This is a genomic window from Fervidibacillus halotolerans (assembly GCF_026547205.1).
Lineage (GTDB): Bacteria > Bacillota > Bacilli > Bacillales > Caldibacillaceae > Fervidibacillus > Fervidibacillus halotolerans.
This window is the reverse complement of sequence record NZ_CP106877.1, coordinates 2,183,007-2,204,847: the sequence shown is the minus strand read 5'-3', so window position 1 is coordinate 2,204,847 and position 21,841 is coordinate 2,183,007. Positions and strand designations below refer to the sequence as shown.

Here is a 21,841-nt window from a genome sequence, read left to right as displayed (position 1 = left end):
ATCACCTTTATTCGCCTTAGTCCGGCAAAACAATTTGTCCATATCAATTCCACCTTCATTGCCACAATCATCTTTGTCTGAGGAAATAATAAGTGCATAATATTCTTCCAATTTTCATGACCAAAGGATTTCAAAAAGTGATTAACAGATTACAAAAGAAATTTGTTCCCTATTCAATTTTTTTCCCATTTCCCTATGGCTATTCTCCCGTTGCAACCACATCTCGCTTTGTAAACACAAGCCAAGAGATGATTAGGAATGCAATAAAGTGAACAATTAAGTTCGTAACGGAAAAGCCTAAGGTCATGCCCTCCACTAAAACATTTCCCGTTTTATATTGTTGTAAATCGATATTGGCAAATAAAATATATTTTACCCAATCGTATCTCGATAAGATGCCGACGATAATATTTCCCCCCATAAGTAGGAAAATACCAACACCGATTGCCAAAGAACTGTTGCGGAAAATTGTCGAGATCATAAAGGCAAGGGTCGTCATCATAATGAGATTAACAACTTTGTATCCATAGGAAGATAGTAATTCGGATATAATTGGCACATGTTTAAATCCCTCTGCCGTTGAAATGACAAATTTTGGATTAAAGCCTTCAAAACCAAAGAAAATGGAACCAGTTAATAAAGAAAAAACTATTAAAAAGATCATCATAATCAGTCCGAAAACAAATACGGACGTAAATTTGCTGAATAAAACGGTTGTTCGTGAAACCGGGCGAATTAATAATAATTTTAACGTTCCCCAATTGTATTCATTGGAAATGATTCCTGCTCCGATAATAATGGTGAACAAGCTAATTACGGAAACGAGTCCAGCATTATCGAGGGTAAATTGCCATGCACCGTAATTTAACGGCTTAATATCATTTTCCAAATAGTAATTGTTTTCCGCAATTTTTTCCCCATTGTAGGTAACGACGAACCCTTCACCATCTTCACCTGCTATTTCCTTTTCAAACTGTTCATTTTCTTCCTGCAATTCCTCACGCCAGTTATCCGAGTATGTCGTGTTCATTTCATTCAATGTCTTTGTCAAAAAGGCACCGAAAATCACTAATGCCGCCAAAGAAATGAACATAACCCAAGTCGATTTGCGTATAAAAATTTTAAACAATTCATTACCGATTAATCTGAAAAACTTACTCAATGACATTCCCTCCTGTTAGTTCCAAAAATTGATCTTCAAGGCTCGCTTTTACAGCAGTTACGCCAAAAATTGAAATATCCCTTTCCACGAACATTTTGATAACTGAAGGAATTTTTTCCCGATTCATCTCTGCAATGAGACGGTGTTTGTCCACTTCGAAAGGAATCTGTAACTCATTGAAAATTCCTTGAGCTTGTTCAAATTCTTTCACATCAAAGATGACTTTCGAATGGTGGTTTTCATCCACTTCCGGTTCATCGACCATTCGTTCGGAAATTAATTCGCCGTGTTGAATGATGCCAATCCGATCGCAAATCAGTTCAATTTCCGAAAGAAGGTGACTAGAGATGATCACGGCTACGTGTTCCTCGTCGGCCAATTTCCGAATATACTCCCGAATCTCCCGTATGCCTGCCGGGTCTAGGCCATTTGTCGGTTCATCGAGAATTAATACTTTCGGTTTGTGTAAAATCGCTTGGGCAATACCGAGACGCTGGCGCATCCCTAATGAGTATGTTTTCACCTTTTGATGGATAACCTTTTCCAATCCGAGTAAAGAAACGACTTCCTTGATGCGTTCCTCGGATAGGTGATCATACATTTTTGCAAAATGTTTTAAATTTTGCATGCCCGTCATAAACGGATAAAATTCCGGATTCTCTACAATCGCACCGACGTTTCGAATCGAATCTGAAAAATTAAGTCGAATGCTTTGTCCGAGAATTTTTATATCCCCATCGGTCATATTCATCAGTCCAACGATCATTCGAATCGTTGTCGTTTTCCCTGCCCCATTTGGGCCGATCAGCCCGTAAACTTCCCCTTGGTTGACTTGTAAGCTGATTCCTTTAATGATTTCTTTTTTATTGATCGTTTTTTTCAAATTGATCAATTGCAATGCTACATCTTTCAATGTATTCCCTCCTTAAAAAACAAATCAATAGCATTTACGGATAAGACAGTATATTGGTTTCCTTTTTTAAAAAAATAAATAAAATCCGGTTCATTAATAATTTTGAAACCGTTTTAACGAGAAACTTTAAAATATTCGTAAAGAAAAGTATACGTTTATTTCTATAAAGTTTGTTAGTGATATCGGGGATATCGTTTTTATTATTTTACTAAAACAAAAAGGAGGTCTGCATATTCTCGTATTTTCGTGAAATGTTATAAACGAACATGCAACCGTTTATAATTTTCCCATGAAATGGTCGAAGGATGTGTTTTCAAAGAAAAAAAGAGATAAAAAATGGGGAGGGAAGAACGAACTTATTTTTGAAGATTTATTATAGAAAAAAATCAAACCATTTGTAAAGGGAGCGTTACAGGTGAACCGACTGAAAAAACTGGTAATCCATTTTGTATGGATCATTATAATGTTTTGGATTGTACCCGAGCCAAGTTTTGCCGACCAACCAAATCAGAGCCAATCGAGCTTTTCAATAACCATTCTTCATACGAACGACAGTCACGGGCATATTGAACAATTTCCGCTTTTAGCAACAGTTGTCAAACAATATAGACGACAGGACCAACCTACACTTCTCCTTCATGCGGGGGATGTTTTTACAGGGACACTTTTTTTCACAGCATACAAAGGGAAGGCTGATGTTGAATTTATGAATAACATCGGTTATGACGGGATGACGATTGGAAACCACGAGTTTGATCTTGAATCGGAAACGCTCGCCGATTTTATTACCGAGGCAAAATTCCCAATGATTACGAGCAATATCGATTTTTCAAAGGACGAAACCTTTCAACGATTGTTTACGAGGGAAATAAAAAAACAGGCAAAGGGTGGAAAGATTTATCCAGCGATTATTCAAACGGTTGAAGGAGAAGAAATTGGGATTATCGGTGTAACGACGGAACAAACGCCGCACATCTCCAATCCGCATCCGGCCATTCATTTTCTTCAAGGGAAAAAACAAGTGGCGGACACGGTCGAACGGCTCGAGTTGGCAGGTATTAATAAAATTATTTTGTTATCCCATTTAGGGCTTAAAGCGGATAAAAAAATAGCGAAACAAATCGACGGAATCGACTGTATTATCGGAGGGCATTCCCATAGTCAAGTAAAAAACCCGATTTTCATAAAAAAGGACGAGCCGACTGTCATCGTTCAAGCTGGGGAATATTTGGAACATGTTGGCGTCCTTCAAGTATCCTTTAATGAAAAAGGAGTACTTACCGATTATGAGGGTCACTTAATAAAATTGGATGAAAAACAGTTAGAAAAGGATCCGAAGTTGACCCGTTTATTGAAAAAATATGAACAAGGAATTGAACCGTTAGCTAATACGAAGGTTGGGAAGACGACCGTTCATTTGCAAGGGAACAGAAGAAAGGTGCGCACGCGGGAAACGAATCTCGGTAATTTAATTGCAGACAGCTTTCTTTGGAAGGCAAAACAACAGGATCCGAAAACGGAAATTGCTTTAATTAATGCGGGCAGCATTCGCACATCCATTCCAATGGGAACCATTACAGTGGCCGAAATTCGAAATGTTTTACCCTTCGGAAGCGAGCTCGTCCTTTTGGAAATAAAGGGTAAGGATTTAGTGGATGTTTTAGAGTCGAGCGTAGGAAAGTATCCGAATGAAAGCGGAGAATTTTTACATATTTCCGGGATGCGTTTTTCATTCCATCCGAAAAGGGAGGCAGGATCCCGAATTGAAAAGGTAGAAATCAAAAATCAACAAGGAAAATTTCAGCCCCTCGATCCGGAACAAACGTATCATCTCGTAACAACGGAATATTTGGCCAAGGGAAAAGAGGGATATGATACTTTTGCAAAATATCAAGCGGATGGAAAAATCAAGAAGTTGCACGTTAAGGATTACGACGCATTAACCGATTATGTTCGTGAAAGGGGGACCGTTTCGCCGAAAAAAGAGGGGAGAATATCAACGACGACGAACGGGAAAAAACGCTATATTCCTCTAAAATGAAGATCTTCCTAGGACGAAAAAGTTGAATCCCCTTGAAAAATCCTGTTGCAAGGGGACTTTTTCCAAAAAGAGGAGTGGAAACAATTTGGTTGGAAAATGGATCGATCTGTAAAAGAAGTTCGCATAACAAAGGACGTAGTTGAAAAAATGGGATCGTTCAGACCAAATAGTTTACAAAGAAACGTAGTAGACGGGTTGAAAAAGAATCCTTTTTTCAAATAGGCGAGAAGTAACACCAACGGCGAATTTTTTCAAATAAGTGGAGAGATTAAATCCGGTCTCCAAAGAAAGAAGGTGGATTTCATAGGGAAAGAATGAAAAAAGAATCCGTAGAAGACGCGAGGGGAACTAAAGGGAAGGAATGAGACCATTTCGTTCAAAGAAGGAAATTAATGAAAGGAAGAATGGAAAAAGGGACTATCAAGTCAAGTTGACCAGTCCCTTTTGTCAATTGTAAAATTCCCATTAAGAGAACAAAAGCTTACCGTTTTACATAACTCGTTTATTGATCTAAGTCTACGTTATGGTAGACCCGTTGCACATCGTCCAAATCTTCCAATACGTCGATTAATTTTTCAAATTGTTCTTTCGCCTCTCCGGACAAAGTGACTTCAGTTTGTGGAAGCATCGTTAATTCGGCGACGGTGAATTCTTCAATGCCTGTATTTTTTAACGATTCTTGTACCGCATGGAATTGTTCCGGTTCAGCATAAATAATCACCGCGTCATCTTCTTCAAAAATATCCCGCACGTCGAGATCAGCTTCCATTAAAATTTCCAACACTTCATCTTCTGTTTTTCCTTCCAAACCGATGACAGCCGTAGAGTCGAACATATAGGAGACGGAACCGGTTACACCTAAATTTCCACCATTTTTATTAAAAGCGGCACGGAGATCGGCTGCTGTCCGATTGACATTATTCGTTAACGCATCGACGATAATCATCGAACCATTCGGGCCGAAACCTTCATAGCGAAGTTCATCATAGTTTTCGTCGGAACCACCTTTCGCCTTTTCAATCGCCCGATCGATAATATGTCTCGGAACATTATATGTTTTTGCCCGTTCGAGGACGAATTTTAACGCTTGGTTGGATTCGGGGTCGGGTACGCCTTGTTTTGCGGCCACATATATTTCACGACCGAATTTTGCATAAATGCGACTCGTGTTTTTATCCTTCATGGCCTTCTTTTCTTTAATGTTGTTCCATTTACGTCCCATAACCAACACTCACCTTCATTAAAGTTTTACAAATCAATAGTAATACAAAATGATGGAATTCTACAATCATTTTTTCACGGAGCATCTGAATTTAGTCGAAATTGTAAACTTCTCATGAACATTGTCATGAAGTTGACGGATATTTGGCATAGAATAATCTTCCAATATTTACTAGTAATTGGTGTTCGTCAAGGGAAGATGGGATACGGTTGTCATCTGCTTAATTTCCGATGTTTGCCCTCAACCGTTCATCTTTTTCAGGTTGCATAAGTTGTCCGATTCACACATAAAAATGAGAAAAGGGAGTTGGCCTCCAAATAGGGAAAATCAAGATAGGAAAAAGGTAGACCGTTCACTCCTTAAACATATGGATTGTACTATTGGAGGGGAAAAATTGAAAAAACGGACGCTAATTTTACTATGGATTTGCTCGATCATCCTTTCATCTGTAGGTACGTATTTCGGAATCCAAATGCTCGACTCAAAAGCAGATCTGATTCGAAAAAGGAATTCTGTCGATTTATCAAAAGTGGAGAAGGTTTTTCAAATGATTATCCAATCTTATGTGGAAGATGTGGATGAAAATACCCTTATCGAAGGCGCAATCGACGGAATGCTCGATCAATTACATGATCCCTATTCCGTATATTTGAATAAAGAACAGGCAAAGGAATTCCATCGATCGTTGGAATCGACCTTTGAAGGAATCGGTGCGGAAATTAGCGAGGTCGATGGAAAAATCGTCATTATTTCTCCACTGAAAAATTCACCTGCGGAAAGGGCAGGACTAAAACCATATGATGAAATTATGAAAGTCGATGGAAAAGCAATTAAAGATATGGATGTGTATGATGTAATGATGATGATTCGGGGAGAAAAGGGAACGACCGTTTCGTTACAAATAATGCGGGAAGGTTTTCGAGAGCCGCTAACCATTGAAGTCGTTCGCGATCGAATTCCGATTGAGACGGTTTTTTCTAAAATCATCGAGCATCATAAAAAATCAATCGGTTATATTGAAATCACATCCTTTTCCACAGAGACGGGGAAAGATTTTGCCCATCATTTGCATGTCTTGGAAAGGGAAAACATCGACGGGTTGATCATCGATGTCCGGGGTAATCCAGGGGGTCTTTTATCGACAGTCGAAGAAATCGTCCAGCATATTGTTACAAATCAAAAACCGTTCGTTCAAATCGAAGGAAAAAATGGAAAGCGGGAGCCATTATATACAAAACGTTCGGAGAAAAAACCGTATCCAATGGTTGTATTAATGGATAAGGGGAGTGCATCGGCTTCAGAAATATTAGCTGCGGCCTTAAAGGAAGGGGAGGGAATCCCGTCGATTGGAGAGAGAACTTTTGGAAAAGGAACTGTCCAACAACAAATCGAATTGGGGGACGAGACGTTTATGAAATTAACGATGTATAAATGGTTGACACCAGACGGCCGATGGATTCATGGAAAAGGAATCGAGCCGGATATTGAAGTACAGCAATCGAATCTATTCCATCTCCACCCGATTCAAGTGGATCGGCCGCTCGAAAGGGATATGAACAATGTACAAGTGAAATACGCCCAAGAACTTTTAAAGGCGATCGGTTTTGATCCAGGGCGAATGGACGGTTATTTTAATGAAAAAACGGAGGAGGCGGTCAAACAGTTTCAAGAAGTAAATGGATTACCGAAAACGGGTATGATTGATCATCAGACTGTACAACAAATGGAAAGGATCGTTATGCGTGAAATCGAAAAATTGGAAAACGATCGGCAGTTGCAAATGGCTTTAAAATATTTTGAATATGCTTTTTAAATGGTCTTCACTCCTTAGGAAAAAAGAACGAGGGATTTCGAACCTATTTCCCATAATTCCTCCCCATTCATAGATAAAATGGTTATTTTCTTCAAGCCTATTTGTAAATTCCCTTTCACTTATGAAAATTATCCTACTTCTCGTCCAATTTGATAGGTACAAAATCATATAGGTTTTTCAAAAAATTTTTGCTAAAATAAAAGAAACAACCGTATTGGACGAGGGGGTGCCCTTCTTTGGAAGAGGTTTTTTTTCAAATTCTACTTGGAATCGGGAAATTTTTTATCCATCCATTGTTATATATAGGTATCGTTTATGCCATTTATCTCGGCTATAAACGGGTCAAACGGGAGAGAAAAGATTTTCATATTCGTATTCAAGATGGATGGTATGAGGCTCGTACATATTTAACGAAAGGGCTGATCCCAGGAGTCCTGCTGTCGATTATTATTTTTTTAATCGGCTTTCATCTGCCGGTTTCCTTCGTCATCGTTTCAGGTTTCATTCTTTTTTTATTTGGCCTTCTGCTAAAACCGGGTCTCCTTTCGCCTGCATTCACTTTCGGTTTGACCTTTATCCTATTGATGGTCATCGAATCGATTCAGTGGAAACCACCGATTTTCGATGCATATTTTTCGGCAAATCAAGGGTCATTTTTACCTGAAATTGCCCTACTGACGGGTCTTTTCGTTATTCTCGAAGGTTTATTGATTCATAGAAATGCGTCAAAACATACGTCTCCAAAAATCATTCGAAGTAAGAGGGGATTAAAGGTCGGTATTCATGAAACGAAAAGACTTTGGCTCGTTCCCCTATTAGTCCTGATTCCAGAGGGTATTTTTACATCCCCCTTCGATTTTTGGCCGATCGTTCCGGTAGGAAATGAAACATTTTCGATTATACTCGTTCCGTACTGGATTGGCTTTGCCCAGCAAATACGAATTACGTTGCCGACGGAAGGGGTTCGGGCAATCGGACGTCAAGTAATCTTCCTTGGATTAATCACTACGGTCATCGGCCTGGTCAGTTTTTGGTATTCCTATGTATCCTTTATTGCGATCTTATTTGCGGTAGTGGGACGAATCGCCATTCCAATTTTGCAACGGATCCAAAATAATGCCCATCCATACTATTTTTCAAAAAATGAACAGGGAATTGTCGTTTTGGACATTATCCCCGGTTCACCAGCAGAAAAAATGAACATTAAAATCGGGGAAGTTATCAAAAAGGTCAATGGTCGAACGGTTACAAATGAAAAGAATTTTTACGCGGCGTTACAAAAAAATCGGGCGTTTTGTAAATTGGAAGTCGTCGATGAACAAAGGGAAGTCCGTCTCGTCAATCGGGCCCTTTATGAAGGGGAACATCATGAACTCGGCGTGATTTTTATCGATGAGGAAAAACAATGGGAAACAGACGTGGGTTAGGGGGACAAGGATCTCCCTTTTTTTGTAAATACCCATGACAATCCAAGAGTTTCTTTTTTTCCAAACAATGATCTGGATCTAATCGGCCGATCCCGCTTCCTTCGTGACTGGACGATTAGCAGGATTGAACAATGAGAGGGATCTAATCGGCCGATTCCCCTTCAACCAATGTGTAGCCTACTATGCCTTTTCATATTCATTTCCACAGTTCAACTGCAAAAGGTCGGGAATTCCATGTTTCCCGATTCTCCATCGATTAATTTTCTCCACTCGTTTTTTCTTCCTCCTGTTTTTTTCGGAAAACAATCCAAATCAATACACTTAAAACGATTAATAAAACTTCCATCGATCCAATATACCACGGATACGGTCCTAAATAGTCAAGTAAGCTCGCTGTTTTCGGTTTTCGATTTAAAAACATGTAGTTTCCACCGGTCAAATGATTCACGAGCAAAATAAATGGTAGAAGGAAATTTAAAAATAACACCGTTTTCATTACGGATCGAATCGTCGGGTAGTATCCTTTTACCCACGTGTAATAAAGGGCAATCCAAATCATCGTGATATGCGTGTAAAAGAAATGGAGAAAGCGGAAATGGGGAAAATTAAAATCTAAAAGGGGTGTGACAACCGCTTGTGTAGCACCTAAAAGGGAAATAAATAAAAACACGTCATAAATGCCTTTTCTTTCAGTGAGCAACAACAAAATACCGAAAATCAAACTAATGTTGCAAAGTTCCAACGGTAGCGATTGGTATGCATGCCAAATACCGTTCTTAAACATCCACCCATGGTAAGCGAGTTCGAAAATGATAAGCGAACATGCTACGCCGATCTCCACTTTTCGTAATGGGAGCACTTGTAATTTTCTTTTAAATAGAAATAACATAAACGCGCCAAACAAAAAGAGAGCGAGCACAAACATATGGGTACCAGAAAACATTTGAAATGGATTTTCCTTATAGGAAATACCGAACCAATCCACTTTTTCCACCACCTTCGTTAAAGCCACGTATCTTCTTTTTTATTTTATTCCATCGGGCAGAAAGAAGAAACAGACAAAATGTATAGGGATGAAAGGAAAAAATAGGTCGATTTTCGATTTTTTTACGGATATTCAAGCGGTGTTAAATGAAGGGGCGAGAAAGGGAGATATTGCTGCTTTCGTTTTTCAAGCGGTCGTCAATCAAACGATTGGTGGTCTAGCAAGCGGACGACCGATCCGAGGAAATGTTGCTTTTCTCGGTGGACCACTTACTTTTCTGAATCAACTTCGCCGTCGATTTATCGAACCCTTGGCTTAATCGATGAACAAGTCGTATACAGTGAAGATGGCCATTATTATGTTGCTTTAGGTGCCGACTTTGAAAGTAAAAACAATGAGTCGATCAATATTGGACAAATTATTCATTTATTATAGGAATTTAGTCGATCGAGGGAGGAAAGCACGACTATTATTCTATCCTTTTACAATGATCTTGTCTTTCCTATTCAAGACACCACTTGGTGATATCAGATATGGATAAAGATTCCGCTACTTCATTAGTCCAGTAGGCTTGTTCTTCCCTCATTCTTCACCAATCCTTTATATCGAAAGCCGTTGTTCTGCTCAAAAGGATTCGGGTGCGAGCTTATGATCAACGCTTTAAATTCCCTCTCACTTCGCTACGCTTCGCTCAGTCCGATTGACCGTTGACAATTGCCACGTATTTTCTTCTTCAGAAAGTTTTACTTTTGACCGCTAAAAATAAAAAAGGAGTTGTCAAAAAGTACAGCCCCTTTCATAAAATGCACATGATGAATTTTGTGGCGGCGCTTTCCGCGGACACGGCCTCAGCCTCCTAGACTCGCAAGCTCATCTGCGGGGTCTTCGGCTCGTGCTGTTCCCTAAAGGATAGCCCGCCACCTTCCCTTTTAGGGACTAATCGGACAGCCCCTCCGATTCAAATCTTTAATATTCTAATTTTTTTATAACAGTCTTTTCAAATGATTGCACTAGTTTTTCAAATATGCTTTCATTTATACCATCGCCGTTTTTTCTGGAACTTTACTCTTCACATACATTTCTTTTTTCTCTTCCACAAATAGAACAATATAAATTACGTTTAATCATTCACACCACTTTTTTTAATTAATATGAAGAGTAGTATTTTGCTTCTTTTGTAATTTGATGGAAGGAAAAACATATAAAAATTACAGTTTCGAACATATGCCCAAAGGATTTAGAGGATCAATGAATCGGATCAGTATTGCTCAGCAGCATCTTTCTTTGAAGCACTGACCATTAATAAAATTGCTGTGATGATATGCATAGTCATACCGACGAATGGAATCCATCCAACACAAGAGGTAACGATGCCTAAAATGCTTGGTGCGATTTCCGTATTTTCTTTTACACTAAAGACTAATGTTACGATATGAAGGATCAACATGAAGAGTAACGGGGTCCACAGAAACCCGATAATAATACTTGCACCAATAATCGGAAAACCTAAAATTGCCTCCATTCCACCAGTGACCCATTTTAAAACTTTTGAAACCATAAATGGCCTCCTTTCACTAATATGCATATAGGATTATAAATGCATTTTACAATAACTTTTAAACAGATACAACGAATCGTATTAATATTTTATCTGTTGGGAAATTACTATAAATTTTTTATCGGAATAGTTATCCTAATTTACAATTTTATCATTTATACATATGTCCATTCTTGTGCAAAATGGACTTGGAACGGGCTTTATTTAATAAAAAGTAGCGAAACATTCGTAGTTACGAACCTGTTGAGCAAACGTTTTTCAATTAGTTTCCTTGGACTTTTGTGATCGTGGGTAGAGTTAGGCACTGTTTATTATTACGTGATGCGTTTTCGTATATGAAAAATTAGAAACTGACGAGGGAAGAAGGTTCGAATTGAATAAAAACGATTTGTATAGTATAGGGGGGTATAGTATACTATGGATGTAGGACGATTTGATCATCATATATAGATGACAAAATAGACACATTGAAAAGGAGAAGGAATATGGTTGATATGGAAGTAAGCGAGCAATCGGGGGTATGTTGTGGTACGTGTAGTGATCGAAAAAGTCATCATTCGGAAGCCACGAAAAGAAACTTAATTAATCGTTTGAACAAAATTGAAGGTCAAATTCGTGGTGTGAAAAGGCTAATCGAAGAGGATACGTATTGCGATGATGTGTTAAACCAAATTGCATCGATTCAATCGGCCTTAAATGGGGTTTCCAAAATTCTCCTTGAAGGTCATTTAAAAACATGTGTCGTCGAACGGATTCAAGAGGGGGATTTGGATGTGTTGGACGAATTTCTCGGGACGATTCAACGGGTGATGAAAAAATAGCGAATGCATTTTTTGTGTGAAAAATGTTTGGCTTGTATTGAGAGCGAATTGTTGCGTTGAAATGAGTAGATCCCTTTTGTAGGAAGATTGAAATGGTGTTGGCTGGGAGAACACCATGGGTTGTTTCGTCGATGAAGTACGAAATGGTCAAAAATTGTACGATGGAAAAACTCTTTACAAACAAATCTCTTCTTTTTTTGATGATCGTTTTAATTTGCAATAAAAATTGGAAGGAGACAAAGCGATGAATAAAGTTACATTGGATGTAAAAGGAATGTCATGTGCACACTGTGTAAAGGCGGTTGAAGGAAGCGTAGGTGCATTACATGGAGTGGATCGGGTCGTCGTCCACCTTCAAGAAGGAAAGGTAGATGTGGAATTCAATCCGGAAATCGTATCGTTGGAAACGATCAAAGAAGCGATCGAAGACCAAGGCTACGAAGTATAGAAAGGGGACAGGAACCTCGACCCAGGTGGGTGAAGTGGGTCAAGGGGACAGGAACCTCGACCCAGGGTGGGTCAAAGGAACCGTCCCCTTGACCCACCCTGAAAGGAACCGTCCCCTTGACCCGAATGGAGGTGGGATCAATGGCTGAAAATAAAAAGAATGTTACTTTTCAAATATCAGGGATGACTTGTGCGGCCTGTGCCAATCGAATTGAAAAGGGACTGAAAAAAATAGATGGTGTTGAACAGGCAAATGTAAACTTAGCCTTGGAAAAAGCGAACGTGAATTACGATCCGGAGCAAACCAATCCATCAGTTTTCCAACAAAAAATCCGTGATCTCGGTTACGATGTAGTTACTGATCGGGTAGAATTCGAAATTACTGGGATGAGCTGTGCCGCATGTGCGAATCGGATTGAAAAAGGTCTGAACAAGATGGATGGGATTACCCGAGCCTCCGTCAATCTTGCGTTAGAAAACGCAACGGTAGAATACAACCCACAACTCGTATCAACTGAGGATATCATCAGCCGAATCGAAAAACTCGGTTACGGGGCAGCGGAAAAAAGGGATCAAAAAGAGGCTGTGGAAGACCGACGCGAACATGCCATCCATAAACAATGGCGCAAATTCCTGTTATCTGCAATCCTTTCCTTTCCGTTATTGTGGACCATGGTCGGTCACTTTTCCTTTACGTCCTTTATTTACGTCCCTGAACTTTTCATGAATCCGTGGGTACAATTAGCCCTCGCTACACCGGTCCAATTTATAATTGGGTGGCAATTTTATACAGGTGCCTATAAAGCATTGAAAAATAAGAGTGCGAATATGGACGTTTTAGTCGCGATGGGAACATCTGCAGCGTATTTTTATAGTCTATATTTAATTTTCCGTTCCCTTTCTGTAGACGAATCCCCACAGGCCCTTTATTTTGAAACGAGTGCGGTTTTAATTACGCTTATTCTACTCGGAAAATATTTCGAAGCGAAAGCGAAGGGACGTTCATCGGAAGCGATTAAAAAATTGATGGGACTGAAACCTAAGACAGCGACCGTTATTCGAGATGGTAAAGAATACATGGTCCCATTGGAAGAAGTGGTTGTTGGGGATATTGTTAAAATACGTCCTGGTGAAAAAATCCCAGTGGATGGGGTCATTTTATCGGGGCAATCAGCGGTGGATGAATCGATGTTAACCGGGGAAAGTATTCCTGTAGATAAAGGAGAAGGCGATTTTGTATTCGGTGCGACAATCAACCAAAATGGATTTTTAGAAATGAAAGCGACGAAGGTAGGTAAGGATACCGCTTTGGCCCAAATCATTCAAGTGGTGGAAGAAGCCCAAGGATCGAAACCACCTATTCAACGGTTAGCTGACCAAATTTCCGGTATTTTTGTTCCAGTTGTCGTCACGATAAGTATCATTACCTTTTTTATATGGTACCTTTGGCTGGAACCAGGTCAATTTGCTTTAGCATTGGAAAACATGATCGCTGTTTTGGTCATCGCCTGTCCGTGTGCCCTAGGCTTAGCGACGCCAACTTCGATTATGGCTGGATCAGGTAGAGCAGCAGAATTCGGCATTTTATTTAAAAGTGGGGAATATTTGGAACAGACCCATAAAATTGATACGGTCGTTCTTGATAAAACGGGAACGGTCACAAATGGAAAACCAATATTGACGGATGTACTTCCAGAAAAAGGATGGACGGAATCGGAAATATTACAATTGGTTGGCACTGCAGAGCGGAATTCTGAGCATCCACTAGCAGAAGCGATTGTTGAAGGAATACGTGAAAAAGGAATTTCCCTTTTCGAACCTGACCAATTTCATGCCATTCCCGGTTTCGGTATTGAATCCATCGTCCAAGGAAAAAAAGTTCTTGTCGGAACGAGGCGACTGATGGGCGAAAACGGCATTGAATTTCGGGATGTATCTGCGAAAGTGGAGCAATTGGAAAAGGACGGAAAAACGGTCATGTTCGTTGCGATTGATGGACAATTTGCAGGACTTCTCGCCGTGGCAGATACGATTAAAGAAACATCGGTGAAAGCTATCCACAGACTTTTCGAATTAGGATTGGATGTCGTCATGATCACTGGGGATAACAAACGAACGGCTCAATCGATTGCGACAGAGACAGGGATTTCCACTGTGATTGCAGAAGTACTTCCAGAAGAAAAGGCGAAGGAAATTCAAAATTTGCAGGATAAAGGAAAACAGGTGGCGATGGTCGGCGATGGAATCAATGATGCCCCTGCTCTAACAGTAGCGGATGTAGGAATGGCCATCGGGACAGGAGCCGATGTGGCGATGGAAGCGGCAGACGTGACGTTGATTCGTGGGGACTTAAATGGAATTGCCGATGCGATCTACATGAGCAGAAAAACGATTCAAAACATCCGACAAAATTTGTTTTGGGCTCTTGCTTACAATTCGATCGGAATCCCAATTGCTGCTATGGGATTTTTAGCTCCTTGGCTCGCCGGTGCAGCAATGGCGTTTAGTTCTGTTACAGTTGTTCTGAACGCATTACGATTGCAGCGGGTGAAATTAAATGAAATTTAGAAGATATTATAAATAGAAGGATTTTTGTTGAAGAAAAAGGTAGCATCGATTCGTTCATTTCAATCATTCAAGGAATGTGAAGGAATTTCATATGACAAAATGAGTTTTCATGCTTATTGAGGACGAAAATTAAATTTCCGCCTTGGTAAGCGTATGATTCATTGTACTCTTTTTCCATCATTTTTTGTAATTTTAGAAAGAATTATTTTAAAATAATTGTCGTCGACCTCCAGTAGTGCAAAAACCCCGGGGGATCGACGACAGTTTGTGAATTTATCACAAACTCTCTGAATCGTTGATGCCCCTGTATTTTTTAACCACCAGTTGTCAAAAAAATCCCAGTTTGTTATAATATTTCTGAAAAATCGAATAACCCAAAAATGTTGATTTACCAATATTTTTTGGGTTTTGATCTTACCTATGAGGGATTGAAACATTTCTTCGTCGTTGCTCCGATCGTGAGATAGGTGGTTTTGATCTTACCTATGAGGGATTGAAACCTTCATCCATTTTTAAAACCTCCAAAATTAAATAGGTTTTGATCTTACCTATGAGGGATTGAAACTGACCTTGCCCCTTTTCAGCTTGTCCTAGATATTCGTTTTGATCTTACCTATGAGGGATTGAAACATAATAAAGAGAAATGCGTAAGTATATCACCAACAGGGTTTTGATCTTACCTATGAGGGATTGAAACTCCATGTACCAAGTGCACCAGCAGCCGAAGCAGTAGGGTTTTGATCTTACCTATGAGGGATTGAAACTTAGGTATATCAGGAAAACTATCAGCAAAAGACGTTAAGTTTTGATCTTACCTATGAGGGATTGAAACTACATTTTCAAAAAAGAGTTTCAAACCTGCGTAAAGTTTTGATCTTACCTATGAGGGATTGAAACCCCCACTTTGTACAGTTGTAAGTAAATCCGTTACTGTTTTGATCTTACCTATGAGGGATTGAAACATCGTGCTCACGATCCGTTTGTCTTTTTCGAGTCAGAGTTTTGATCTTACCTATGAGGGATTGAAACTACCTGGACAGAGCCAACCGATGGACAAGTCAAGATCGTTTTGATCTTACCTATGAGGGATTGAAACCATCCATAGTCTACAACGTCATACGGATTGATTTCATTATGTTTTGATCTTACCTATGAGGGATTGAAACTCTACATTCTTCTCTAACACCTCTCGTAGCCTAACTGTGTTTTGATCTTACCTATGAGGGATTGAAACTCGTCCCAAACAACGTGATTCTGGGCGAATGACCAAAAGTTTTGATCTTACCTATGAGGGATTGAAACGAATATATGAAACCGAGGAAGCAAGGAAAAATTGTGTTTGATCTTACCTATGAGGGATTAAAATCTAGATAAAAGATATTTCCTAGCTGTTCAATCTAATCCATGTTCCTTGTGAAATGGGTGAGTTTGAAATGGGATTGATTGAGATTGTTTCAAATGGATTAAGGTCGAAATCAACTATATACGATTTTCATGAAAAAGCTCTCGGCCCTTTATTGGAACCGAGAGCGAATTTGTCATTCATGCAAAAGAACGGTTGTTAATAGATAGATCTTAATTCAAATCTTTTTTTAAGATTATGTAACAGGGGAATTAAATCGTCATCCCACCATCGACAGCGATCGTTTGGGCAGTGATGTTATCGCCTGCTTCACAACATAGGAAAGGGACTAAATTGGCAATATCCCGTGTTTCTTGTGGGTGACCCATTGGGATAAATTGAATCATGTCCACTCTCCTTTATTGATTGTTGAAAAATCAGATGATCCACCGCATTAATTTTCAAACTAAAGTTCCATCGAGGATTATTTTAAGCATAAAAAACTTTTTCATACTTCAGCTCATGAAAATCAAATTTACGGATACTCCTCATAAAATGGGAATGCGTTTACAAGTCCCATTATACTTTATTGTGAAATACTACACAATAAAGTAATGAAATTTTCTCTGATTAAGATATAAATAAACATAAAAAGATTTCAATTAAAAATAATGATTGAAATAGTGAAAATATAACTCATTTTGTTAATGATTCACATAAAACAGAATCAAACACGATCGATCAATTTCACTAAGAACATAAATCATACTCACACCCTTCCTGCGTGGGAGGAATAAAGAAGTATCATGTTGACCAGAAATATTTTGTATGATATGAATATAAAAAATTAATCAATTTTTCTTTATAAAGTATTGTTACCCTTTCAGATATTTGAAAATAAAAGAAGGGATGGAGTGATTTGGATCGACAAAAAATTATTACTACTATGATAGTAGTTTCTAGAATCATTAGCTTATGGGGTTGGTTCGATCGCAAACATTCAGAATTTATAGGGGAAGCATTTGTGCAATCGTATGATGTTAATTCATTCATTGTAAAGGACAGCAAAACAGAAAAGGTAATACTGACTCTCACAGATTCCGATCCAGATTTTTCTCAGATCGCACAAATTTACGACATAGGGTATGCTAATTTGGACTGGTCGGAAAGAAAACTATTAAAAAATGATCCAGTCTATGAAGTTGAATTTTTATTAAATGATGATGTTCTATATTATGAGCATATATAAAGTGGAAGAAGATCAAATCCCTTTGATACCTCATGATGATGAAGAGGTTCGAACAATTAGTTATTCGCCAGATGGAAAAGACACATATATTTTTGTAAGAAAAAGATTTTATAACTATCATCTATTATTCGTACATGAAGGATTAAAAGAACTATTAAATAGGATTCTCGAAGCTGACTCGAAATAGAGGTTGTGAGATTTTATTTTTCGACCATTGACAAATATTTTGAAAAAAGATGAATCGGTCTATATTCAACTTGCCATTGAAACGAAAAATATAAAATATTGCATTTTTACAAAAAAAACAGTTAATATAAAACTGACAAGCTATTCTATCTTATTTCGTTCAGGAAAATTGAAATAGTTAAACTAACAAGGATAGAAGATCTTACCTATGAGGGCTAATAGATTTGTAAAATATTTTTTTGGCTTTTACATTGTTAAGTTAAATTAAAAAGGTACAAAAAGGTGAAACATATGCGACTAAAAATTATTTTTTCAAATCCCGAAAAACAGACTGAAGTACCCATAAACTATCAACGAATATTGCAAGGTGTGATTTACCATTTATTAGAAACCGATCAGGAGTTTCAACATTTTATTCATGAAATTGGGTATGCCTATGAAAACCGTCGATTTAAAGCGTTCACATTTAGCCGATTATTCGGAAAAAGTGAATTCAATCCCCAAAGAAGATCCCTCACCTTTAAAGGACCAATAACTTGGTACATCAGTTCTGCCATTCCAAAATTTATTCATCTTCTCGGTCAATCCTTTTTGTTGCGGGACCAAATTCGCCTTCATCAAACGGATGTGACCGTTAAGCAATTGCAATATGAACAAGTAGCCCCCATTTATAGTGAAAAAATTCGAATTAAAATGCTATCACCTGTTACCGTCTACAGTACGTTTGTAGGGGATAACGGCAAAAAAATCACCCAATATTTCGATCCGGATGATCTCGCTTTTTCCCATCTCATTGAAGAAAATGCGAAAAAAAAGTACGAGGCCTTTTTCAAAAAACCATTTGAAGGACAGTTGAAAATCAAACCGTTAAAGGTGTCGCCAAAAGATAAAGTCATTACGAAATACAAAGATACCATTATCAATGGGTGGAATGGCATTTACGAATTAGAAGGACCGAAGGATATGCTCGAGTTTCTTTATAACACAGCACTTGGGTCTAAAAACTCTCAAGGGTTTGGGATGTTTGGGGTGTTGAATAAAAATGAGAATACGAATTAAAGAAAAGGATGGAGAGCAGTATAGATATGGTTAAAACAAATTTATATATCCATTTATTTATTTTTTCAAGAGGAGGTGGTAATTAAATGCTCGCTGAAGATATCGTACGTATCGGGCGCCCTATTGCAAAAAGTAATTTATCAAATGAAATGCGCATTCGTTGGTTGACAGACATTGATAATGAAGTTTGTAAAAATTATTTTCGAAATGTGTTTCTTATAGAAATGAATGAAGAAAAAGAAGCTTTTCATTTTATGACAATAGGAGATGGAGAGGATAAAAATTTTGAGGTTGACCGAAGAAGAAATACGGCTTTTCCAATCATTTATCCTAACGGCGGGAATCCTCTTAATGCTCAAGGGATATACCCAGTGCCTATTTATCTAATGTATGATCCACACATAAAAAAAATGAATAACGTAGAAGAATTTGCTTTTGAAGTAGTGTTCCCAAGATTGAAAAAGACGGTCATTTATAAGCATGATGAAGACAGTAAACTGGAAAAGATTGCAAGAAGAACTGCACAAATATTAAGTAATCATTATGAACACTTTATTGATCAGGAAAAACAACTTGGTATTTTATATATTTGGGATAAAACTTCAGAAGCATTTCAAGAAATACCTGAATATAAAAAAGATAAAAGATTCCTATGGATATGTGAAAGTAAGCTTCATCCCCAAAATCATCTTTATTTAGATAGCGAAATTGCTTTGGAGGGAATTTTAGAAGCAAAATTTTCTGAGGCAAAGGAATTAGGGTATAAAAAAGATGCTGTATCCACATTTACGAATCAAAGGGAAGAGGAAGTTGTTTCTATTTACAATAAATCTTGGCTTTGGTTATCTCCTACTTGGGAAATGCCTAGATCTATCTATTGGGGCAAAAAAGAATGGACAAATGGTATTAAGGTCGACAAAAAAACGTATGAAGCATATTTATATGGGACCCAATTTTTAAAGCAGATAACTGTTCCCATATCAAATGCATTATTAAAAGAGATGTTTGCTCCAATCACAAATGTAGAGGCCAAAAGAAATATGAGGAATACAAGTTTTGAACCAATTTATGGTGTTCCGTTGGTAGTCCCATTAATTGATGGAGATTCTCAACAATTGTATAAGAAATACAGTCAAATTCTTAAACGAGAAAATTTATCGAAGGAAGATCTTCATTTGGAAATATTAGCGGGGATCAATCGGGTTATCCCAAAATTTAGCGATGAGCATCGATTGAATTTGTTATATTATTCTGGTGATTTATCGAGAGGTAACATGCATATTCGTATGATGTTGACGGATATTATCCCGAGTGTTGCGGCAAATTTGCAAAAAATAGTTCGAAAAATTAATTCTATCGATTTGTTTGAAATCCGAAAATTTTTTTCTATCAATAACGAGACTCCTTTTTATCGAATAAAATCTTTACCGTCTCTAATCAGTAATGCCTTTGGACCTGGATATGTGTGGAGTGTGATGCAAACAGTTTTTCACAAACATCCAATCCGTATAAGACGCTTGTATGAAGCAACTGCTAGAAAATTAAATGAATTAGCAAATAAGGAAGATTATTGGGGAATGGTGGATGAACTCATTTTTCATTATTCGTTTTTGGCTTTTTACCAAAAATATAATGAAGAAATTGGGCTAAAGGAAAGGGTGAATACATTGAGTGATTGGAACAGTCTTTTGGCGAAATATCATGAAGGATCTTTAACACTAGACGACTTACAAACAGCAGAACAATTGGGATTTGTTTCAGGGTTGTTATTAAAGCAATTTTCGAATTCTTATCGGTTTAAAACTGGAAAGGATGACTATGTAAAACACCGAGTTATGAAGTTTGGTACAAAATTAACTCCTGATATGATTTGGAAATCGGGAATTTTACGATGTAAGGAGTTAAAGGAACAATGGGATATGAAATTGGCTGCTAATTTTGAAAAAAATCTAGGGATTTTATTACTCGCTTTTATTGAAGCAAATAACAAAAAAATATTATCCAACGAAAAAGACCAATTTATGACTACCTTTTGGTCTGGATATTTACTTTATAAAAAAGATAAAAATGAGGAGGAATAAATGATGAGTATCAACAATGGGGAATTTATTTTTATTAAATCTGTAAAAGACGGTATTCCAAACAGAGATCCATTGCAAGACAGTGATGCACGTCGTTTGTTTCCAGAAGAAGATGGGAGAATATCATTAAGTGATGTTAGTATTAAAAGAGATGTGAGAGATTATGTAATAAGTGCTGAACCTAATGGCGGACAAGACAAAAGAAATTATATTTTCGTTCAAGAAAAAGTTAATGAAAAGGGAAAATTGTTAGGGCGTGGAAGCTTAGCGGAAAGTATTGCTAAGGAAGTTGGAAAAGATAAAGAAGCAAAAACAAATATGAAATCCGTACTTATTGACCACTGCTTTGATGTTCGCACCTTTGGAATCGTTTATTCTGTCAAACCAAAATTTAATTTAACTGGTCCCGTACAATTCGGGTGGGCACATTCGCTACATCCAGTTGATAGCCAATATGTTCAAGGGACGGTAGTGATGCCGAGTTCTGATATTAAAAATGATGGAGATGAGGGAAAAACACAAGGTACAATTTGGACAAGCTATATTGTACCCTTTGCATTATTTATTATGCCAGGAGTTATTAATGCGAAAATTGCTGAACAAACGAAAATGTCGAAAGAAGATCAAGAATTGTTATTCAAGGCTCTTTGGCAAGGGACTCAACATCGTCAAGCACGTGGTCGTGGTCAACAGCAACCGTTAATGTTAGTCCATGTTGAATATAATGATCCCTTTTTCCGAATTGGATATTTAGAAGATTTAGTAAGTCTAAATCCAGGGAAAGAAGCATGGAGAAGTAGCGGAGAAAGACCGTCGTCAATCAAAGACGTTTCAATAAATGTGGAAGCTATGTTGGAAAAGATTGAAATGTATAAAGATAAAATTGCAAATGTACGAATTTGGGTGCACCCATCTTTGAAAGTAGAAGGAAAGATCGACCAATATAAGCAACCTTTATGGTAGGGGA

The 21,841-nt window shown here is 37.9% G+C and carries 18 protein-coding genes and 1 CRISPR repeat array; of the genes, 12 read left to right on the top strand and 6 right to left on the bottom strand.

Annotation, left to right across the window (positions count from 1 at the left end; genetic code table 11):
• Positions 1 to 199 precede the first annotated feature (199 nt).
• Together OE105_RS10505 and OE105_RS10500 are read right to left on the bottom strand one after the other, a co-directional pair.
• Positions 200 to 1,162 (bottom strand): ABC transporter permease, encoded by a 963-nt coding sequence (locus OE105_RS10505; RefSeq protein ID WP_275420132.1) that lies wholly within the window; start codon positions 1,160 to 1,162, stop codon positions 200 to 202.
• Complete coding sequence (locus OE105_RS10500; RefSeq protein ID WP_275420131.1) at positions 1,155 to 2,075, bottom strand: ABC transporter ATP-binding protein; 921 nt, start codon at positions 2,073 to 2,075, stop codon at positions 1,155 to 1,157. The genes OE105_RS10505 and OE105_RS10500 overlap by 8 nt, the downstream gene beginning before the upstream one ends.
• Before the next feature lie 415 nt (positions 2,076 to 2,490).
• Between OE105_RS10500 and OE105_RS10495 the strand changes: the two genes are divergently transcribed.
• Positions 2,491 to 4,116, top strand: coding sequence for a bifunctional metallophosphatase/5'-nucleotidase (locus tag OE105_RS10495; RefSeq protein WP_275420130.1), 1,626 nt, complete (start codon positions 2,491 to 2,493; stop codon positions 4,114 to 4,116).
• A gap of 502 nt (positions 4,117 to 4,618) precedes the next feature.
• Here OE105_RS10495 and OE105_RS10490 read toward each other — a convergent pair.
• Positions 4,619 to 5,338 (bottom strand): YebC/PmpR family DNA-binding transcriptional regulator, encoded by a 720-nt coding sequence (locus tag OE105_RS10490; protein ID WP_275420129.1) that lies wholly within the window; start codon positions 5,336 to 5,338, stop codon positions 4,619 to 4,621.
• 394 nt (positions 5,339 to 5,732) lie between these two features.
• Between OE105_RS10490 and OE105_RS10485 the strand changes: the two genes are divergently transcribed.
• Both OE105_RS10485 and OE105_RS10480 read left to right on the top strand, forming a co-directional pair.
• On the top strand, positions 5,733 to 7,151 hold the full coding sequence (locus OE105_RS10485) for a S41 family peptidase (protein ID WP_275420128.1): 1,419 nt from the start codon (positions 5,733 to 5,735) through the stop codon (positions 7,149 to 7,151).
• Between the two features lie 236 nt (positions 7,152 to 7,387).
• Positions 7,388 to 8,578 carry a PDZ domain-containing protein gene (locus tag OE105_RS10480; protein WP_275420127.1) on the top strand — a complete coding sequence of 397 codons (1,191 nt, stop codon included), beginning with the start codon at positions 7,388 to 7,390 and terminating at the stop codon, positions 8,576 to 8,578.
• A gap of 256 nt (positions 8,579 to 8,834) precedes the next feature.
• Here the strand turns inward: OE105_RS10480 and OE105_RS10475 are convergent, their stop codons facing one another.
• Entirely contained in the window at positions 8,835 to 9,563 is a 729-nt protein-coding gene (locus tag OE105_RS10475; RefSeq protein WP_275420126.1) for a YwaF family protein, read from the bottom strand.
• Between the two features lie 88 nt (positions 9,564 to 9,651).
• Here OE105_RS10475 and OE105_RS10470 point away from each other — a divergent pair, with 88 nt between their 5' ends.
• Entirely contained in the window at positions 9,652 to 9,882 is a 231-nt protein-coding gene (locus tag OE105_RS10470) for a hypothetical protein (RefSeq protein WP_420842524.1), read from the top strand.
• A gap of 939 nt (positions 9,883 to 10,821) precedes the next feature.
• Here OE105_RS10470 and OE105_RS10465 read toward each other — a convergent pair.
• The gene (locus OE105_RS10465) at positions 10,822 to 11,121 is read right to left on the bottom strand and encodes a hypothetical protein (RefSeq protein ID WP_275420125.1); all 300 of its coding nucleotides are present in this window, start codon (positions 11,119 to 11,121) and stop codon (positions 10,822 to 10,824) included.
• Positions 11,122 to 11,615: 494 nt separating this feature from the next.
• Here OE105_RS10465 and OE105_RS10460 point away from each other — a divergent pair, with 494 nt between their 5' ends.
• The 3 genes from OE105_RS10460 to OE105_RS10450 all read left to right on the top strand — a co-directional run bounded on the left by OE105_RS10460 (position 11,616) and on the right by OE105_RS10450 (position 14,957).
• A complete protein-coding gene (locus OE105_RS10460) occupies positions 11,616 to 11,942 on the top strand; it encodes a metal-sensitive transcriptional regulator (protein WP_275422162.1) in 327 nt (108 codons plus the stop codon).
• A 244-nt stretch (positions 11,943 to 12,186) separates the two neighbouring features.
• Entirely contained in the window at positions 12,187 to 12,390 is a 204-nt protein-coding gene (gene copZ, locus OE105_RS10455) for a copper chaperone CopZ (protein ID WP_275420124.1), read from the top strand.
• A 140-nt stretch (positions 12,391 to 12,530) separates the two neighbouring features.
• Complete coding sequence (locus OE105_RS10450) at positions 12,531 to 14,957, top strand: heavy metal translocating P-type ATPase (protein WP_275420123.1); 2,427 nt, start codon at positions 12,531 to 12,533, stop codon at positions 14,955 to 14,957.
• 405 nt (positions 14,958 to 15,362) lie between these two features.
• Positions 15,363 to 16,323: a CRISPR direct-repeat array (repeat unit 30 nt; unit sequence GTTTTGATCTTACCTATGAGGGATTGAAAC).
• Between the two features lie 248 nt (positions 16,324 to 16,571).
• Here OE105_RS10450 and OE105_RS10445 read toward each other — a convergent pair.
• Positions 16,572 to 16,706 carry an SDR family oxidoreductase gene (locus OE105_RS10445; RefSeq protein WP_275420122.1) on the bottom strand — a complete coding sequence of 45 codons (135 nt, stop codon included), beginning with the start codon at positions 16,704 to 16,706 and terminating at the stop codon, positions 16,572 to 16,574.
• Between the two features lie 512 nt (positions 16,707 to 17,218).
• Here OE105_RS10445 and OE105_RS10440 point away from each other — a divergent pair.
• The 5 genes from OE105_RS10440 (at position 17,219) to OE105_RS10420 (ending at position 21,837) form a co-directional block, all read left to right on the top strand.
• Positions 17,219 to 17,548, top strand: coding sequence for a hypothetical protein (locus OE105_RS10440; protein ID WP_275420121.1), 330 nt, complete (start codon positions 17,219 to 17,221; stop codon positions 17,546 to 17,548).
• Positions 17,535 to 17,735, top strand: a complete 201-nt coding sequence (locus OE105_RS10435) for a hypothetical protein (protein WP_275420120.1) — start codon at positions 17,535 to 17,537, stop codon at positions 17,733 to 17,735. The genes OE105_RS10440 and OE105_RS10435 overlap by 14 nt, the downstream gene beginning before the upstream one ends.
• 290 nt (positions 17,736 to 18,025) lie before the next feature.
• Positions 18,026 to 18,793, top strand: coding sequence for a CRISPR-associated endoribonuclease Cas6 (gene cas6, locus OE105_RS10430; protein ID WP_275420119.1), 768 nt, complete (start codon positions 18,026 to 18,028; stop codon positions 18,791 to 18,793).
• A gap of 86 nt (positions 18,794 to 18,879) precedes the next feature.
• Complete coding sequence (locus tag OE105_RS10425) at positions 18,880 to 20,874, top strand: hypothetical protein (RefSeq protein ID WP_275420118.1); 1,995 nt, start codon at positions 18,880 to 18,882, stop codon at positions 20,872 to 20,874.
• Positions 20,875 to 20,877: 3 nt separating this feature from the next.
• Entirely contained in the window at positions 20,878 to 21,837 is a 960-nt protein-coding gene (locus tag OE105_RS10420; protein ID WP_275420117.1) for a type I CRISPR-associated protein Cas7, read from the top strand.
• Positions 21,838 to 21,841: the final 4 nt, after the last annotated feature.

Bases quoted from the DNA above. Each gene is read 5' to 3' on its own strand.
- OE105_RS10490 (WP_275420129.1), bottom strand. From the start codon at position 5,338: ATGGGACGTAAATGGAACAACATTAAAGAAAAGAAGGCCATGAAGGAT.
- OE105_RS10470 (WP_420842524.1), top strand. From the start codon at position 9,652: ATGAAAGGAAAAAATAGGTCGATTTTCGATTTTTTTACGGATATTCAA.
- OE105_RS10465 (WP_275420125.1), bottom strand. From the start codon at position 11,121: ATGGTTTCAAAAGTTTTAAAATGGGTCACTGGTGGAATGGAGGCAATT.
- OE105_RS10460 (WP_275422162.1), top strand. From the start codon at position 11,616: ATGGAAGTAAGCGAGCAATCGGGGGTATGTTGTGGTACGTGTAGTGAT.
- copZ (WP_275420124.1), top strand. From the start codon at position 12,187: ATGAATAAAGTTACATTGGATGTAAAAGGAATGTCATGTGCACACTGT.
- OE105_RS10450 (WP_275420123.1), top strand. From the start codon at position 12,531: ATGGCTGAAAATAAAAAGAATGTTACTTTTCAAATATCAGGGATGACT.
- OE105_RS10445 (WP_275420122.1), bottom strand. From the start codon at position 16,706: ATGATTCAATTTATCCCAATGGGTCACCCACAAGAAACACGGGATATT.
- OE105_RS10435 (WP_275420120.1), top strand. From the start codon at position 17,535: ATGAGCATATATAAAGTGGAAGAAGATCAAATCCCTTTGATACCTCAT.
- cas6 (WP_275420119.1), top strand. From the start codon at position 18,026: ATGCGACTAAAAATTATTTTTTCAAATCCCGAAAAACAGACTGAAGTA.
- OE105_RS10425 (WP_275420118.1), top strand. From the start codon at position 18,880: ATGCTCGCTGAAGATATCGTACGTATCGGGCGCCCTATTGCAAAAAGT.
- OE105_RS10420 (WP_275420117.1), top strand. From the start codon at position 20,878: ATGAGTATCAACAATGGGGAATTTATTTTTATTAAATCTGTAAAAGAC.